Origin of the sequence: Rhizobium sullae (assembly GCF_025200715.1) — a bacterium.
GTDB classification, from domain to species: domain Bacteria; phylum Pseudomonadota; class Alphaproteobacteria; order Rhizobiales; family Rhizobiaceae; genus Rhizobium; species Rhizobium sullae.
The window spans coordinates 3,484,967-3,498,271 of the sequence record NZ_CP104143.1 but is presented as its reverse complement, the minus strand read 5'-3'; the positions used below and the strand labels follow the sequence as shown (position 1 = coordinate 3,498,271).

Below are 13,305 nucleotides of genomic sequence, written 5' to 3'. Positions count from 1 at the left end.
AGCCACCGGCCGCCGTTGCTGCAAAGCGGACATGACGCAGTGACAACGCGGGCCGCAGTTGCGCCAAGCCGCCATTCCGCCCCATGCGGGTGATTAGATCACGAATTCCTCCTCGTACGTCTGTGGCTCGGGAACGACACTAACCTCCACCGGAACGATCCAATTGGCCGCGTAGCTCTCGCAGTCGGAACGCTGGAGGTCGGGCTGCACGCACCCCGCCCCATCGATCGCGCGACATCGCAGTTTATATCGCCCCACTTCTTCAGGGGTCCACACGTACTCCCACAAGCGCCATGCAAAGGGACGTTCTGTTTCGAGGAGCCTTCCCTCGCGCCAGCCCCTGCCATCTCCGGTGCAGACCTGCACCTGCCGGATAACAGCCTCTCCGCTCCAGGCGGCTCCGAAAATCCGGTACGGCTGGCCGGCGATGAGACGCGCCCCCTGTACGGGACGCGCGATCTGCGCTTTGACCTCCATCTCCGCGAGGGGGACCAGCCTGGGTTCCCCGAGGCTGCGCTCCCAACGGAAATAGTCGCGCGCCTGCCAGTAGCCAAGGAACGGTTGTTCCACAACCGTGATATGCGTGATCCACTTGACCCAAGCCATGCCGAACCAGCCACCCACGACCGCGCGTAGCGGATAGCCGTGATCGCGCGTCAACGGCTCCTCGTTCATCGAATAGGCAAGGATCGTGCTGTCAGAGATGGCCTTCTCAAGCGGTAAACTGCGCGCAAAAGCGATGGGGCCGGGAGAAGCCGTTTTCTTGTTCGTGTCGACGACGCCACTGTCGGCGCCTGCAAGCAGAACCTCACGTGCGGTTCGCTTAACGCCCGCCATTTCCAAAATCTCGCGCAGAAGAACACCTGTCCACGCGGCATTGCCGACGGCTCCGTTCTGCCACTGCAACCCCTCCTTCGGCGGCACATAGTAGACGCGCCCGTTCCCTGCGCACTCGACGACGGCGGTGAAAGTCGTGCTCCGCATCGCCTTGATGCTGTCGAGGTCAAGTTCGATCGGCCGCTCCACCGCCCCGCCAACGCGCAATCTCCAGTCTCGCGCATCGAGGTCCGGCGACGGGAAATGGTTTCGCACGAAGAACAGCTCGGTTGGGATCAGCCAATCGGAGAGCGACGCAAACGGAAACTCGATGTTCTGTGGGGATTTCTGTCGAACTATTAGACTGGGTTGCTCTGGTGTCGGCATCGTCCTCGTCTCCCCTTCCAAGAGCACAGTGTTGGCACTCGGTCGCGCGAATTCCGGTTCGATAACACCGCCCCTCGCAGCGTGTCTGTCGCGTTCCGCCTTCGGCCGCATTCTAGCACATACCGCACGTTCCTCGGATCGACCTCGAACGGCAGCAAAGGGCCCGAATGCTGCTATAGGCCCACGTCTCTTTCGCGCCCACTTGTCGTTCAGGCACTACTGCTGGAGAAGACCAGCAACATATTGTTGGTAGGCATCTCAATCGTCTCACGGAGATTAAGTCCAGCGGCCTCACCCACTTGTTCAAGATCAGCGATATCACGCACACCCCAGGATGGGTTGCGCTCCTTTAGAGCCGCGTCGAAAGCAGCGTTCGAGGGGGCGTTGTGTGCCCCGTCGCGCATGAATGGGCCGTAGAGAAGAAGAAGCCCACCAGCGTGAAGCAAACGGCCAGCTCCTGCGAACAATCCTAAGCTTGCCGCCCATGGCGCGATATGGATCATATTGATCGACACGATGGCGTCAAAATGCCCCGTTTGTTCGACGCCCCATTGTCCTGAGCACACATCAATATCCCGCGGCGCCAGCACATTCTTCAGCCCTGCGAATTTGATCCAGCTAGACGTGCTGGTGCGGGCGGCGGCATCCGGATCGCTCGGCTGCCAGGTGAGGTTGGGCATTGCTCCCGCAAAACACACGGCGTGCTCGCCGGTCCCGCATCCAATCTCCAGCACGGCGCCATGAGTTGGAAGGACACGTTTTAGGACCGCGAGGATCGGCGCCGAATTTCGCGCAACAGAAGGCGAGAACATGCGCTGGTCGGCGCTTACGTCGCGCTGTTCCAGCGCAACAGGCGAACGGTCCTTCTTCTCTGGGGGCATTGGCCTTGAATCCCCTTTGGGCGATGTCTCCCACCTTATAGCTGAAATGATGGGACTGAAACCAAGGATTTCGGACTTACGAAGGGGGGCGTCGGCGCGTGCGTTCGGCCGAGGGCGACCGAACGTCCACTTCGCGTCAGATCACGCGCCCGCCAGGCTCAAGGTCTGCTTTCGAAAATCGGAGCCCGGAAGCCGACCGACGGCTTTCGGCCCCGCTCAAGCCAGTCGTCAGGCCCGATCGAACCGCGACAAAGAGGTCTTAGTGGACGGGCTCCTTCAAGACGTTGGCCGCGACCGCCGATCACGTCTTGGTTTGGGTGGACTGCCGACAGGTAGGTTTTGGTCGGGTCGACCGCGATTGCTGCCGTTGTCGCATGCTCACGGCTTCCGGCCGGCCTCCGCTACCGACGCGCGGGGCGCGGTAGTGGACGGTCAATCATCATGAACTATGTAACACTACGTCGAACCCTTCGTCGGCAGCGGGGGGAACAAAGTGCTTGGTGAAGAGGGAAAAGTCTTCATCGCTGACGTTAAACTCGTGCGTGCCGGCCACATTCCTCTGTCGAAGCCGGGCTTTGCAAACCTCGTCCGCTACATCAAGAAAGTGAAGCTTGTGGGCGCATCCAGCCTGCTCAAACAGGGTGCGCATCCATGCTCGACTCGCAGGCGTGTTTGCAGGGAAATCCAGCACGACCGATAGCCCGGATCGCAGCAGATCGACGAGATGTGCGGCCATCGCATCACGTAAGCGCGTCGAATTACGCACATAGTCGGCAAGGCTATTTTGCTCGCCGGGGTAGAGCCGGGCCAGCCAATAGTCTTCTTTCACCAAAACCGTATTCGGCATTTTCTCCAAAGCGCTTGTAAGTGTTGATTTTCCGGCCGCTATCTTGCCGCACACGAGGTGTAGAGTGGGGTGTTCTAAGAGCATAATCAAAGACCTTCGCAGATGCGGGTAGCATCGTGATATTCACATGCGAACAGACCCGGCCCGACGCATCAGGCCGGGCGGTTAATTCGTCCGCTGCTCGCGGTGGCGATGTGAAATACGAAGGTCATCATAACAGGATGCCAAATCTACTGGCTATGGTCCAGTGGCGATCGTGCATCCCGGCCTTCCCGATTGGGAAGGTCCAGCGGGGAAGCGCGGTGCGAAGTGAGCCGCGTATCCCTGCCGGGCTCTGCTTTTCGCAAAATCTGTTCCCGATTGGGTTTTCCCAAAACTGCATATTGGACATGGGAAAACGGGAATGCTGCGGGGCGCTTGTACGGCCGGTTTCAGGATCTCGTGCCGCTCGATTAAACGACCAGGTCTGGGTCGGGAGCTGCCTGCCTTTGATCGGTTGATGAATGGCCGCTATCGCAGCCGGGACGCCACTCTTCTGTCGGCTGAAGGTTATGATCGATAATCTGCATGATCCCTCTGTTGGCAGAGTAGCACCTCGAAGGTTGGCGCGGCCAGTATGGCCTGCATGTGCAATGTCGCGCTTCCGGGTATTACGAAAGCCATGCCAGCTGCCGGCCGGCACGATGACTGATTGTCCCGTCGATACTGTTTTTCGTTCATCATCCAACCACATCTCGGCTTGGCCTTCCAGAATGGTCAAGACTTCCTCGACGGGATGGGTGTGAGTACGTGTGCCACTTCCTGGTGCGACCCACTGTTCGAATATGCAGAGCGTGACTGCCTCGGTGACTGCAGAAATGCGCATTCTGGTCAACATGCCTCTTTCGAGGGGCAGCCGGAATTGACGAGGCATTGGGCTACCGCAAAAGCGTAACACCGGCCGTCTTGACGACCGGAATGGGTCGAACTTGTGTAAAAACGCCGCGCCTGGCTCCAATCTGATCGGTGGATGGTGTACTGTGACGAGACGTCGAGATCGGGGATCAGCGGATATGGGCGAGGAGGGCTTGGCCGAAATCTCAGCCCGATATATTCGCTTCGCCGATACGGAGGCTCACGGTCGGTCGCCGCTATACGAGGAGTTGGCTCGTGCGGTCGCTGGGGACCGGGAAACACTCGGCTTCCTGTCGACTCTCCCGGACGTGAAGCGGCAACCGAATCTTCTGCTCGCCGCGGTGCGTCACCTGTTCGGCACGCCGACAGGATGGAACGAGTTTCGCCAGGCGCTTCAGGCTAATCGCGACGCTATCCGCTCACTAATGCTCGAGCGCTCGACGCAAACCAACGAGCCGGGAAGGTGCGCCACATTACTCCCCGTACTGGCGCGCTTGCCGCAGCCGCTGGCCCTTCTGGAGGTTGGGACTTCCGCAGGCCTCTGCCTCATGCCCGACCTCTACAGCTACGATTACGGGCGCAAGGCGATCCGCGCACCCGCGATGGCCGCGGAGCCGCCTGTCTTCCGATGTTCCGCCAGTGAGACAACGCCGATGCCTGCGGCCGCACCGCAGGTCGTCTGGCGGGCAGGACTGGACCTGAGCCCGATCGATGCTTCGGACCCCTCGCAAGTCGCATGGCTTGAGACGCTGGTCTGGCCAGAGCAGACGGCGCGGCTCGCCAATCTGCGGGCGGCCGTAAAGATCGCTGCCACGGTCAAGCCCCGAGTGCTGAAGGGCGACCTGCGCGGGAGCGACTTAGTGCGGCTCTGCAGCGAAGCTCCAAAGGATGCTACCCTCGTCGTCTTTCACACAGCCGTCCTCGACTATGTTTCCGACCCCGCAGACAGAGAGGCTTTCGCTGAGCAGGTGATGCGTCTCTCTCCGTATTGGGTATCGAACGAGTTCCCTCGCGTATTCCCGCGCATCGCCACATGCGCCGGAAAAAGACGGCCGCCAGGTCGCTTCCTCCTATCTGTGAACGGCTCCCCTGTCGCTTGGACCGACCCGCATGGCGCCTCGCTCGAATGGATCGCCGACGAGGCGTAGGCGGCTGGCAATGACAACGTCTCCAAACCGCTCGCCAAAGGTCAGCTATACGTCCGGCTCGAGCCGTTGCGCGAACGGCAGCTTTGAGGGAGCGCCATGGAGGTCGCCTTATGGCGCTTTCCCGCCAAGCCTTTCATCCCATGTCGGCACTTAACATTCATCCAGCGCGTTCTAAATCGGCCCTCGAAAACACTGGCAACACCGACAAGGCAGGAACGCTGTGGATGCGCGGAGTGCCGTCGCCACGCCATATAGCACACACGACTGCAAGAACATTGGCACCTTCGGCGGCCGCCAGTTGATAGGCACCCGCTACTGCACCGCCTGTCGTGATCACATCCTCAATGACCGTCACACCACGCCCAGCAACATCTTGACCCTCAATGGCGCGACAAGTGCCATACGCTTTGGCCTCTTTACGGACGAATGCTGCGGGTAGTCCGGTTTCCAACGAAATTGCCGTGACGAGAGGAATGCCGCCCGACTCAAGCCCGGCAATGATCTCTGTATTGGCGGGCAAGAGATCGGACATGGCGCGGGCGAGCGGCTTCAACAGGGCAGGCATACCTTCAAAACGGTACTTATCAAAGTAACGATGGGACACCTGACCAGAGCGAAGGACAAACTCGCCGTCTAGCGTCGCAGCAGTCGCAATCTGTTCGGCAAGAACCGCCAGATCCGATGTAACTCCATCCGTCATCTGCAATCTCCGCAAAATTGAAACGGTCGAGCATTAGGATGACCGCAACGAACCGGCAAGCGTTAACGGCCCCTAAACGTTTACCTCTGGCGCGATCCGGACGGGACCATCTCCCGCTGTCGGCCCAATGCGGCCATTGCTCAAGCCGACCTGGTGATTTCGAGCAACAGTGAACGTCTCCGACTCTGATGCTCTGAACGGCGTCATTCCTTTCACGCCGTTGTCATCTACGTAGCCTAGCCGTCCCACTAGCGTTTTCGTTTTGTGAGGCTCCTTTCTTGGCACAGCATCGGCCGCGCATCGTAGTTATCGGCGCAGGGATCATCGGTTCGGCGATCTCCTACAATCTAGCTATTCGGGGTGCAGACGTCTTACTCATGGATCAAGGTCAGATGCCTGGTTCCGGCGTAACAGGTAAAGCTTTCGGCTGGGTCAACGTCATCAACGGAACGCCAGGCGATAACAGCTATGCCCTCTGGCGCGAGGCAGTCGCTGAGTTCCGGAACCTAAAAGATGCCCTGCCAACGGCTTTTTCCCGCGCTCGTTCCGGCACCCTGCTGTGGAAGGCTACGGCACAAGAAACGGAGCAGTTTGCAGAGCTTCACCGGAGCGCCGGGGAGAATGTCGAACTATTGCAACGAAGCGCTTTACTGGAATTGGAGCCACGCCTCCGCGAAGTACCAGACCTCGCCGCCTTCTCGCCAAATGATCTGGCTCTCGACCCGATGCGGCTTGCCGGAGACTTGGTAGCTGCCGCGATCGCCGCTGGTGGCTCGACTCGCTTTGGCGCGGCCGTCTGTGCCATCGACACCATCAATGGCAAGGTCTCCGGGGTACGGGTAGGGGATGAGATAATCGCCGCCGACGTCGTTGTTGTGGCAGCGGGCGCGGGTGTCCTTCCGCTGACTGATCGGCTTGGCGTTCAAACGGGTTTGACGACGTCTCCGGCCTTGCTTCTCCGTTATGCGTGTAATCGCCCTATCATTAACTATATCCTGCGTGGTCCCCGGCTGGAAATTAGACAGGCCAGCGACAGCACGCTCCTCGTTGCGAAGTCCTACGTGGAAAACGGAGACGAAAATGGCCCTCGGCTCATCGGCGAGAAAATGCTGACTGTGATGAAGGACGAGCTGGATTTGCCCGACGAGGTTGAGTTGAAAAGCGCGGAAATCGGAGATCGTCCGATTTTTGCCGACGGCTTACCGCGTCTCGGATTCCTCCAGGAGATCGGTAGTCTCTATCTCGCAGTCGGCCATCCCGGCGTCATTCTGGCACCCCTGATAGGCCGCATGACCGCAGAAGAGTTACTCGAAGGCCGAAACGCAAACTCCACACACAGTCCTCTCATAGGCGGATCCTTACCAAGCTCGTGTCGCCTGTCGGCCCAAAGCGGACGAACGGAACAAACCTGTTCGTAAAAATTAAGGCCCAGATTTCCTTTCTGGGCCTCATGTGATGTCAATGACGTGCCGCGTGAATCACGCCGTCAGGTGCTGATTGAAGAACGTGGAGAGCTTGTCGAAAGGAATGAGGTCCACCCGGTCGTAGAGATCGACATGGCCGGCACCCTTGACCCAAATCAGCTCCTTCGGCTCGGCGGCGCGATTGTAGGCATCCTGGCTGAACTCCTTCGAATGAGCCTGGTCACCGGAGATGAACAGCATCGGACGCGGAGAGACAGTCTCGATGTCGTTGAACGGGTAGAAGTTCATGAACTTCACGGCGCTGGTCAATGTCGGCTTCGTCGTCGTTTGTACCGTTGCTCCAGCGGGCGTGAACTGGCCACGCAGTGTCCGGTAGAAGTCGTAGAACTCGCGCTGGATCGGATCGGTGTCGGCGGTCAGTTCCAGAACCGTGCCGCCGATATACTGGGTTTCTCCACCGTCAAACTCCGCCCAGCGGTGTTCGGCTGCCGTCGCGATGAACTGCTTGCGCTGTTCGACGGTCTGCGACTTGTTCAGTGCATCGCGGAACGCCGCACCCATATCGTACATGCTGACCGTGGCTATGGCGCGGATGCGAGGGTCGATCTTGGCTGCACTGATGATGAAGCTGCCACTGCCGCAGATGCCGATCCCGCCGATACGCTGGCGATCCACATAGGCTTGGCTGCCAAGGAAATCCACACCGGCGCTGAAGGCTTCGGCGTAAACGTCAGGGGAGACGAGGTTACGAGTCGCACCTTCGCTCTCGCCCCAGAACGGCAGATCAATGGACATCGCCACGAAACCCTGCTCGGCCATCTTGGTTGCGTAAAGGTTCGCGCTCTGCTCCTTCACGGCTCCCATGGGATGGCCGACGATGATCGCCGGTGTCTTGCCATCGCGGTCGAGGTCTTTCGGGGTGAACAGGCTGCCTGCGACACTCGTCTTGTACTGGGACTTAAACGTCACTTTCTGCGTGGTGACCTTGTCGCTGGTGTAGAAATTGGCAGCGCCACGGGACATGTCCTGCGCCATTGCCGACGAAAAGCCGAGCAGAGAGGCAGCTCCGACCGCAGCCACACCTGCACCAGTCATTTTCAGAAGCTGGCGGCGGTCGAGGCCTGCCGAGGTTTCGGTCTTGTCATTCATGGTCGTATCTCCGTGAGTTGAGGAAAAGGCGCATGCAAATTCGGGTGTCGTCAAACCTGTTCGATGCGGAGCGGGAACTCGCCGCGCATCAGCAGGGGTCCGAAGCCGTCGTCGAAACGGCCAAGACGGATCAGGCCGGATGAATAGCGGTAGCCGCTGTGGAAGAGCGCCAGGTTGCCCCAGGGCGCGTAATAACAGAGGTCGCCCGGACGCTCATTCTTGAACGGACCGCTCCCAGCCTCGGTCAGCTTGTGCGGTAGGTAGGTGATCTTCTCGTTGGTCGAGTAGTCCTCGATCTTCAGGTCCAGCGGTAGTATCGACGCGAAGTCGCGGGCCGAAGCGTTGTCGTAGAGGGTCGCGGTCATCGTCTGACCGTTGAACGTCATCCTGATCTTCACCTTGCTCGCCTCCTGGCTTGCGGGATCGTTGCCCTGTTGTGCTCGGGCCAGCGGCGGGAACATCGCTGTCACGACCATCGACCCGAGGATGGCGCGGCGGCTGAATGTCTTGGAATTCAGAACCATGTCAGTTGCTCCGGTTGTAACGCCATGCGACAGCGGCAAGGACGGACGAGCCAGTCAGAAGCGCGGCGGCAAAGGCAAAGGCGGTCCACCAACCCGTCGTGTCGAACAGAACGCCTCCGAGAGATGCGCCCATGGTGATGGCGAGCTGGATGGTGGCAACCTGCAGGCCGCCGCCTGCCTCCGCGTCGTCGGGCATGGTCCGACTGAGCCATGTTCCCCAGCCGACCGGGGCGGCCGTGCCGAACAGGCCCCATGCAATCAGAAGGATGGCGGTGACGACGGACGACGTGCCGAATGCGATCAGCAGCAGTGCGATGGCCGCCATCACCAGCGGGATCGATCCCAGAATGCTGAACAGCCGTGTTTGAAGAAGGCCGCTGACGCAGTAGGTGCCGACGATGCCTGCCAGTCCCATCAGAAGGAGCAGCAGGGAAAGGGTCGAGATCGAGACCTGGGTCACGGTTTCGAGGAACGGGCGCAGATAGGTGAACAGCGCGAACTGCCCCATGAACAGCAGCATGACGGAAGCCATGCCGATCGCCACCTGCGGACGGGCAAGCAGGCGCAGGACGCTCGGCGAGCCTTCCTTACGGCGTGGCGGAAGAGATGGCAGGCTGATCCACTGCCAGACGAAGGCCAGCAGGGCGAGTGGCACCACGGCGAAGAACGCGCCACGCCAGCCGATATAGGAACCGAGCAGGCTGCCCAGCGGCGCTGAAATCGTTGCGGCGATGGCATTGCCCGCGTTCAGCATCGCCAGCCCCTTGGGAACTGCGTCTTCACGCACCAGGCGCATGACGATGGCGGTCGACATCGACCAGAAGCCACCGATGGCGACACCGAGCAGTGCGCGGCCGACCATCAGCACCACATAGTTCGGCGCGACCGTGACGATGATCCCGGAGAGGATCAGGAGCAGCGTAAGAGACGTCACCACCAGACGACGATCCAGTCTACTGGTCAACGACGACACGAACAGGCTGGTGACGACAGCGAAGATGCCCGAGATCGAAATCGCCTGACCCATATGACCTTCTGTCACGCCGAGATCCGTCGCGATCGGCGACAGCAGGCTGACGGGCATGAATTCCGAGGCGATCAGCACGGCAACGCAAAGCGCCATGGAGAACACCGCTCCCCAGGCTGCGGCCAACGGGACGTCTTTACCTCGCGGGCTGGCCGCACTCTCTGCCATCAGTTCGAAGACGAGGTCGGGATCGATTGTGAGTGCTTGCTGTGTCATGAGGGCAATATACAGCGCACGCACTTCACTGATTAGCCGTTGCAATTAGGATGGACTTATCGAATGGTGACATAAGTTATCGGGAGGTGCCGCATGAAAAGAGAAGACCTGAACGACATGCTCTGGTTCCTCGTGGTCGCCGAGGAGCGCAGCTTCACCAAGGCGGCTGCAAAGCTCGGCACCTCGCAATCGACAATCAGCCATACGATCAAGAACCTCGAAGCGCGCATGGGCCTGCGGCTTCTGACCCGCACGACGCGCAGCGTTTCGCCCACGGAAGCCGGAGAGAGGCTCATTCGGTCGCTTGCTCCCCGGATTGAAGAGATCGAAACCGAGATCGACGAACTCATGGAAATCCGCGACACCCCGTCCGGCACGGTCAGGATCACCTTGTCCGACCACGCGATGGAAAGCGTCGTGTGGCCGAAGCTTCTGCCCGTGTTGAAGGACTATCCGGACATCAAGGTCGAACTCAACACCGACAACGCTTTCCGCAATATCGTCGAAGACCGATTTGATGCCGGGGTCAGACTGGGCGAGAGCGTCGACAGGGACATGATCGCCGTGCGGATCGGGCCGGATTGGCGTCTCGTGGCTGTCGGGTCTCCAGCGTATTTTGCCGCTCGGCCTGCGCCCCGGTCACCGCAGGAGCTTGTAGCGCACAACTGCATCAACCATCGCCAATCCCGATCCGGTGGCCTCTATACCTGGGAGTTCGAAAAGGGAGACAAGGAACTGCGTGTTCGTGTCGATGGACAGCTCACATTCAGCACGTCCTACGCGATGATCGATGCGGCAGCCAATGGCTACGGGATCGCCTACGTGCCGGAGAACATCGTCGACAACGACATCGCCTCTGGGCGATTGGTTCAGGTTCTCGACGACTGGTCGCCGATGTTTCCGGGCTACTATCTCTACTACCCGAGCAGGCGGCAGAACTCTCCCGCATTCAAGGTCGTGGTCGATGCGCTGCGCCTCTGAGTGAGAGGGCCGCCGCCAGAAGCGACTTCTCCTTTTGGCGCTTTCCGGAAGCGGCCGACCTTCTGCTGTCGGCCCGGAGCGAACATGCGCCGTGCCATTACGCAATTTCGTGATTGTGTTTCGTAGCGCCTTGGTGGAGTGTCATGCGCAGAAGCGAAGGAGTTGGCACGCTGATGGGATGGTCGGAGATACTTGCATTTTTGTTGGCGGCCACCTTTTTGGTCACCTCACCTGGGCCAAACGGAGTGCTGATTGCCAAGACTGTGCCCACGTCCGGTCGCGAGGCCGGATTTGCCAATATTGCTGGCTTCTTTACCGCGTTCTACGTGCATGGTGCACTGTCGATCATGGGCATCTCAATCATCCTACTGAAATCCGCAACCGCCTTTACGATCGTAAAATATCTTGGAGTTGCATACCTGGGCTGGATCGGGATCAAGGCGCTGTTTGCCGCGTACAAAGGGAACGAAACGCTAGCGAACGTTGCGCCTGCACGACCTCATCGAAGTCTCCTCAGAGCCTTCGCTGAGGGATTCCTGACGAATGGCTTGAATCCCAAGGTGTCGATGTTCTATCTCGCCGTATTTCCTAATTTTATACCGCTAAATGACCATGCCATAGCGTATGCCTTTCTACTCGTATTCCTGCATTCTATGGTCAATGTTGTTTGGTTTGGCTCCATAGTTGTTCTATTCTCGAAATTGACGTTCGTCGCACGGCACGGGCGCTTTCAGCGCTGGCTGAAAGGTGTGACAGGCGTCGTGTTCATCGGATTTGGGTTAAAGTTGGCAACTTATCGGCCAACCGTCTGAGGTCTGCTGTCTTTGGATTTATTGTAAGCCGTGTTGATGTCGGCTTTTGGCGCTTTCCCGCCAAGGCACTCTTCCGCAGTCGGCCCTTAGCGGGCATCCAGATGTGCGCCATTGGCGATTTCAGTGCAGCTGGGAAGACCGAATTGCTCGGCCCACAGACAAAGTGAACCTGCTGCTGCGTTGAGCCCCGCGCCTCGTTCTGTCAGCGAATAGACGACTTTCGCTGGAACCTCGGAAAAAACCTTCCGGTCAACAAGGCCGTCGGCCTCCAGTTCTCGCAATTGTTGCGCCAGCATCTTTTCACTGATGCCAGAAAGCGCGTGCTTCAATCGGCCAAATCTACGTGATGCCGTTCCGAGTTCGCAAAGTATATCTACTTTCCACTTTCCTTCGACCATCCTGATTGCCGCTGCAAAGCCATTGTCCGTCGATTTATTCATAGTGCTCTCCTTACCGTCTGGTGACCACTTACGCCCAGGTGCGTATTGTGCGCCGGCCATTTCAGCATACCTCCACAAAGTCACAGCAAAAGCGCGCCGTTTTGCGCAAATTGATATGGAGAGTTAGCATGAAGCGTTCAATCACAGTTTTGGGAACCGGCCGTATGGGATCGGCACTCGCCCGGGCCCTGCTTCATGCGGGTCATCGGACGACGGTCTGGAACAGGACGATACAAAAGGCCGAACCACTAGCCGCGCTCGGCGCGACTGTCGCGCCATCCGTGCTGGAAGCTGTAAATGCGGCAGAGATTATCATCGTGAATGTAAGCGACTATCAGGCAACAGCAGCAATTATGCGCAACGATGCTATTGCTTCAGCCGTTCGCGGCAAACTGATCGTGGAACTGACCTCGGGAACGCCGCATGGCGCACGCGAAGCAGCTGAATTTTGGGCTGAGCACGGAGCCAGCTATCTCGATGGCGCGATCATGGCCACGCCCGATTTCATCGGCACAGATGCGGGGACGATCCTGGTCTCGGGGTCAAGTCAGGCTTTCGACGCGAACGAGGACATGTTCCGTGCCTTGGGCGGCAATGTCCAGCATATCGGGGAGGAATCGGGACGCGCGAACGCGCTTGATAGCGCGCTGCTTGCACTGATGTGGGGCGCACTTTTTGGAACGCTCCATGCGATCGCTGTGTGTCAGGCCGAAGAGATCGACCTCGGCGAATTGGCGCAGCAGTGGAACGCAACAGCGCCTGTGGTCGAGGGACTTGTCGCTGACCTCATCAAGCGGACGAATGCTGGCCGTTTTGCCAGCGACGACGAGACGCTCTCGTCAATTTCTGCACACTACGGCGCATTCCAGCATCTCTTGGAACTGATGGAGGCGCGTGAAATCGACCGCTCCGTGGTCCTCGGTTACGACGCAATCTTCCAACGGGCGATTGCAGCTGGCCAGCTACATGAAGATTTCGCGGCGTTATCACAATTTCTCGGAAAGTCCGCATAAGAGTTGTGGCAAACAAAGGAGAATGTAGCGGGCGTTGTTTTTCAGC

14 protein-coding genes are annotated in these 13,305 nt (G+C 59.1%); 5 read left to right on the top strand and 9 right to left on the bottom strand.

Annotated elements, in window-relative coordinates; genetic code table 11:
- Positions 1–93: 93 nt before the first annotated feature.
- The 4 genes from N2599_RS17500 to N2599_RS37610 all read right to left on the bottom strand — a co-directional run bounded on the left by N2599_RS17500 (position 94) and on the right by N2599_RS37610 (position 3,796).
- Complete coding sequence (locus tag N2599_RS17500; protein WP_260307464.1) at positions 94–1,203, bottom strand: sulfite oxidase; 1,110 nt, start codon at positions 1,201–1,203, stop codon at positions 94–96.
- Between the two features lie 209 nt (positions 1,204–1,412).
- The gene (locus N2599_RS17495; protein ID WP_027512046.1) at positions 1,413–2,084 is read right to left on the bottom strand and encodes a DUF938 domain-containing protein; all 672 of its coding nucleotides are present in this window, start codon (positions 2,082–2,084) and stop codon (positions 1,413–1,415) included.
- Between the two features lie 439 nt (positions 2,085–2,523).
- Positions 2,524–3,015: a P-loop nucleotide/nucleoside kinase family protein gene (locus tag N2599_RS17490; protein ID WP_027512047.1), complete on the bottom strand. Its 492-nt coding sequence runs from the start codon at positions 3,013–3,015 to the stop codon at positions 2,524–2,526.
- A 127-nt stretch (positions 3,016–3,142) separates the two neighbouring features.
- On the bottom strand, positions 3,143–3,796 hold the full coding sequence (locus N2599_RS37610) for a cupin domain-containing protein (protein WP_311319500.1): 654 nt from the start codon (positions 3,794–3,796) through the stop codon (positions 3,143–3,145).
- Positions 3,797–3,998: 202 nt separating this feature from the next.
- Here N2599_RS37610 and N2599_RS17480 point away from each other — a divergent pair, with 202 nt between their 5' ends.
- Positions 3,999–4,973: a DUF2332 domain-containing protein gene (locus N2599_RS17480; protein WP_244915111.1), complete on the top strand. Its 975-nt coding sequence runs from the start codon at positions 3,999–4,001 to the stop codon at positions 4,971–4,973.
- A 157-nt stretch (positions 4,974–5,130) separates the two neighbouring features.
- Here N2599_RS17480 and pyrE read toward each other — a convergent pair whose 3' ends face one another.
- Complete coding sequence (pyrE, locus tag N2599_RS17475; RefSeq protein ID WP_027512049.1) at positions 5,131–5,673, bottom strand: orotate phosphoribosyltransferase; 543 nt, start codon at positions 5,671–5,673, stop codon at positions 5,131–5,133.
- Positions 5,674–5,951: 278 nt separating this feature from the next.
- On the opposite strand from pyrE, the gene N2599_RS17470 reads away from it, so the two are divergent.
- Positions 5,952–7,091, top strand: coding sequence for an NAD(P)/FAD-dependent oxidoreductase (locus N2599_RS17470; RefSeq protein ID WP_027512050.1), 1,140 nt, complete (start codon positions 5,952–5,954; stop codon positions 7,089–7,091).
- 60 nt (positions 7,092–7,151) lie between these two features.
- Here the strand turns inward: N2599_RS17470 and N2599_RS17465 are convergent, their stop codons facing one another.
- Genes N2599_RS17465 through N2599_RS17455 form a run of 3 tightly spaced genes read right to left on the bottom strand, consistent with a single transcriptional unit; the run spans position 7,152 to position 9,965 of the window.
- Positions 7,152–8,246: an alpha/beta hydrolase gene (locus N2599_RS17465; RefSeq protein WP_027512051.1), complete on the bottom strand. Its 1,095-nt coding sequence runs from the start codon at positions 8,244–8,246 to the stop codon at positions 7,152–7,154.
- A 50-nt stretch (positions 8,247–8,296) separates the two neighbouring features.
- Positions 8,297–8,770 (bottom strand): cyclophilin-like fold protein, encoded by a 474-nt coding sequence (locus tag N2599_RS17460; RefSeq protein ID WP_027512052.1) that lies wholly within the window; start codon positions 8,768–8,770, stop codon positions 8,297–8,299.
- Position 8,771: 1 nt separating this feature from the next.
- Positions 8,772–9,965 carry an MFS transporter gene (locus N2599_RS17455; RefSeq protein WP_051336721.1) on the bottom strand — a complete coding sequence of 398 codons (1,194 nt, stop codon included), beginning with the start codon at positions 9,963–9,965 and terminating at the stop codon, positions 8,772–8,774.
- A gap of 141 nt (positions 9,966–10,106) precedes the next feature.
- On the opposite strand from N2599_RS17455, the gene N2599_RS17450 reads away from it, so the two are divergent.
- Both N2599_RS17450 and N2599_RS17445 read left to right on the top strand, forming a co-directional pair.
- Positions 10,107–10,994, top strand: coding sequence for a LysR family transcriptional regulator (locus N2599_RS17450; protein ID WP_027512054.1), 888 nt, complete (start codon positions 10,107–10,109; stop codon positions 10,992–10,994).
- A gap of 173 nt (positions 10,995–11,167) precedes the next feature.
- Positions 11,168–11,806 (top strand): LysE family translocator, encoded by a 639-nt coding sequence (locus tag N2599_RS17445; protein WP_027512055.1) that lies wholly within the window; start codon positions 11,168–11,170, stop codon positions 11,804–11,806.
- Positions 11,807–11,892: 86 nt separating this feature from the next.
- Here the strand turns inward: N2599_RS17445 and N2599_RS17440 are convergent, their stop codons facing one another.
- Positions 11,893–12,246 carry a winged helix-turn-helix transcriptional regulator gene (locus N2599_RS17440; protein ID WP_051336719.1) on the bottom strand — a complete coding sequence of 118 codons (354 nt, stop codon included), beginning with the start codon at positions 12,244–12,246 and terminating at the stop codon, positions 11,893–11,895.
- A gap of 128 nt (positions 12,247–12,374) precedes the next feature.
- On the opposite strand from N2599_RS17440, the gene N2599_RS17435 reads away from it, so the two are divergent.
- The gene (locus N2599_RS17435) at positions 12,375–13,259 is read left to right on the top strand and encodes an NAD(P)-dependent oxidoreductase (RefSeq protein WP_027512056.1); all 885 of its coding nucleotides are present in this window, start codon (positions 12,375–12,377) and stop codon (positions 13,257–13,259) included.
- Positions 13,260–13,305: the final 46 nt, after the last annotated feature.

Bases quoted from the DNA above. Each gene is read 5' to 3' on its own strand.
- N2599_RS17500 (WP_260307464.1), bottom strand. From the start codon at position 1,203: ATGCCGACACCAGAGCAACCCAGTCTAATAGTTCGACAGAAATCCCCA.
- N2599_RS17435 (WP_027512056.1), top strand. From the start codon at position 12,375: ATGAAGCGTTCAATCACAGTTTTGGGAACCGGCCGTATGGGATCGGCA.
- N2599_RS17455 (WP_051336721.1), bottom strand. From the start codon at position 9,965: ATGGCAGAGAGTGCGGCCAGCCCGCGAGGTAAAGACGTCCCGTTGGCC.
- pyrE (WP_027512049.1), bottom strand. From the start codon at position 5,673: ATGACGGATGGAGTTACATCGGATCTGGCGGTTCTTGCCGAACAGATT.
- N2599_RS37610 (WP_311319500.1), bottom strand. From the start codon at position 3,796: ATGCGCATTTCTGCAGTCACCGAGGCAGTCACGCTCTGCATATTCGAA.
- N2599_RS17440 (WP_051336719.1), bottom strand. From the start codon at position 12,246: ATGAATAAATCGACGGACAATGGCTTTGCAGCGGCAATCAGGATGGTC.
- N2599_RS17460 (WP_027512052.1), bottom strand. From the start codon at position 8,770: ATGGTTCTGAATTCCAAGACATTCAGCCGCCGCGCCATCCTCGGGTCG.
- N2599_RS17450 (WP_027512054.1), top strand. From the start codon at position 10,107: ATGAAAAGAGAAGACCTGAACGACATGCTCTGGTTCCTCGTGGTCGCC.
- N2599_RS17495 (WP_027512046.1), bottom strand. From the start codon at position 2,084: ATGCCCCCAGAGAAGAAGGACCGTTCGCCTGTTGCGCTGGAACAGCGC.
- N2599_RS17465 (WP_027512051.1), bottom strand. From the start codon at position 8,246: ATGAATGACAAGACCGAAACCTCGGCAGGCCTCGACCGCCGCCAGCTT.
- N2599_RS17445 (WP_027512055.1), top strand. From the start codon at position 11,168: ATGGGATGGTCGGAGATACTTGCATTTTTGTTGGCGGCCACCTTTTTG.
- N2599_RS17490 (WP_027512047.1), bottom strand. From the start codon at position 3,015: ATGCTCTTAGAACACCCCACTCTACACCTCGTGTGCGGCAAGATAGCG.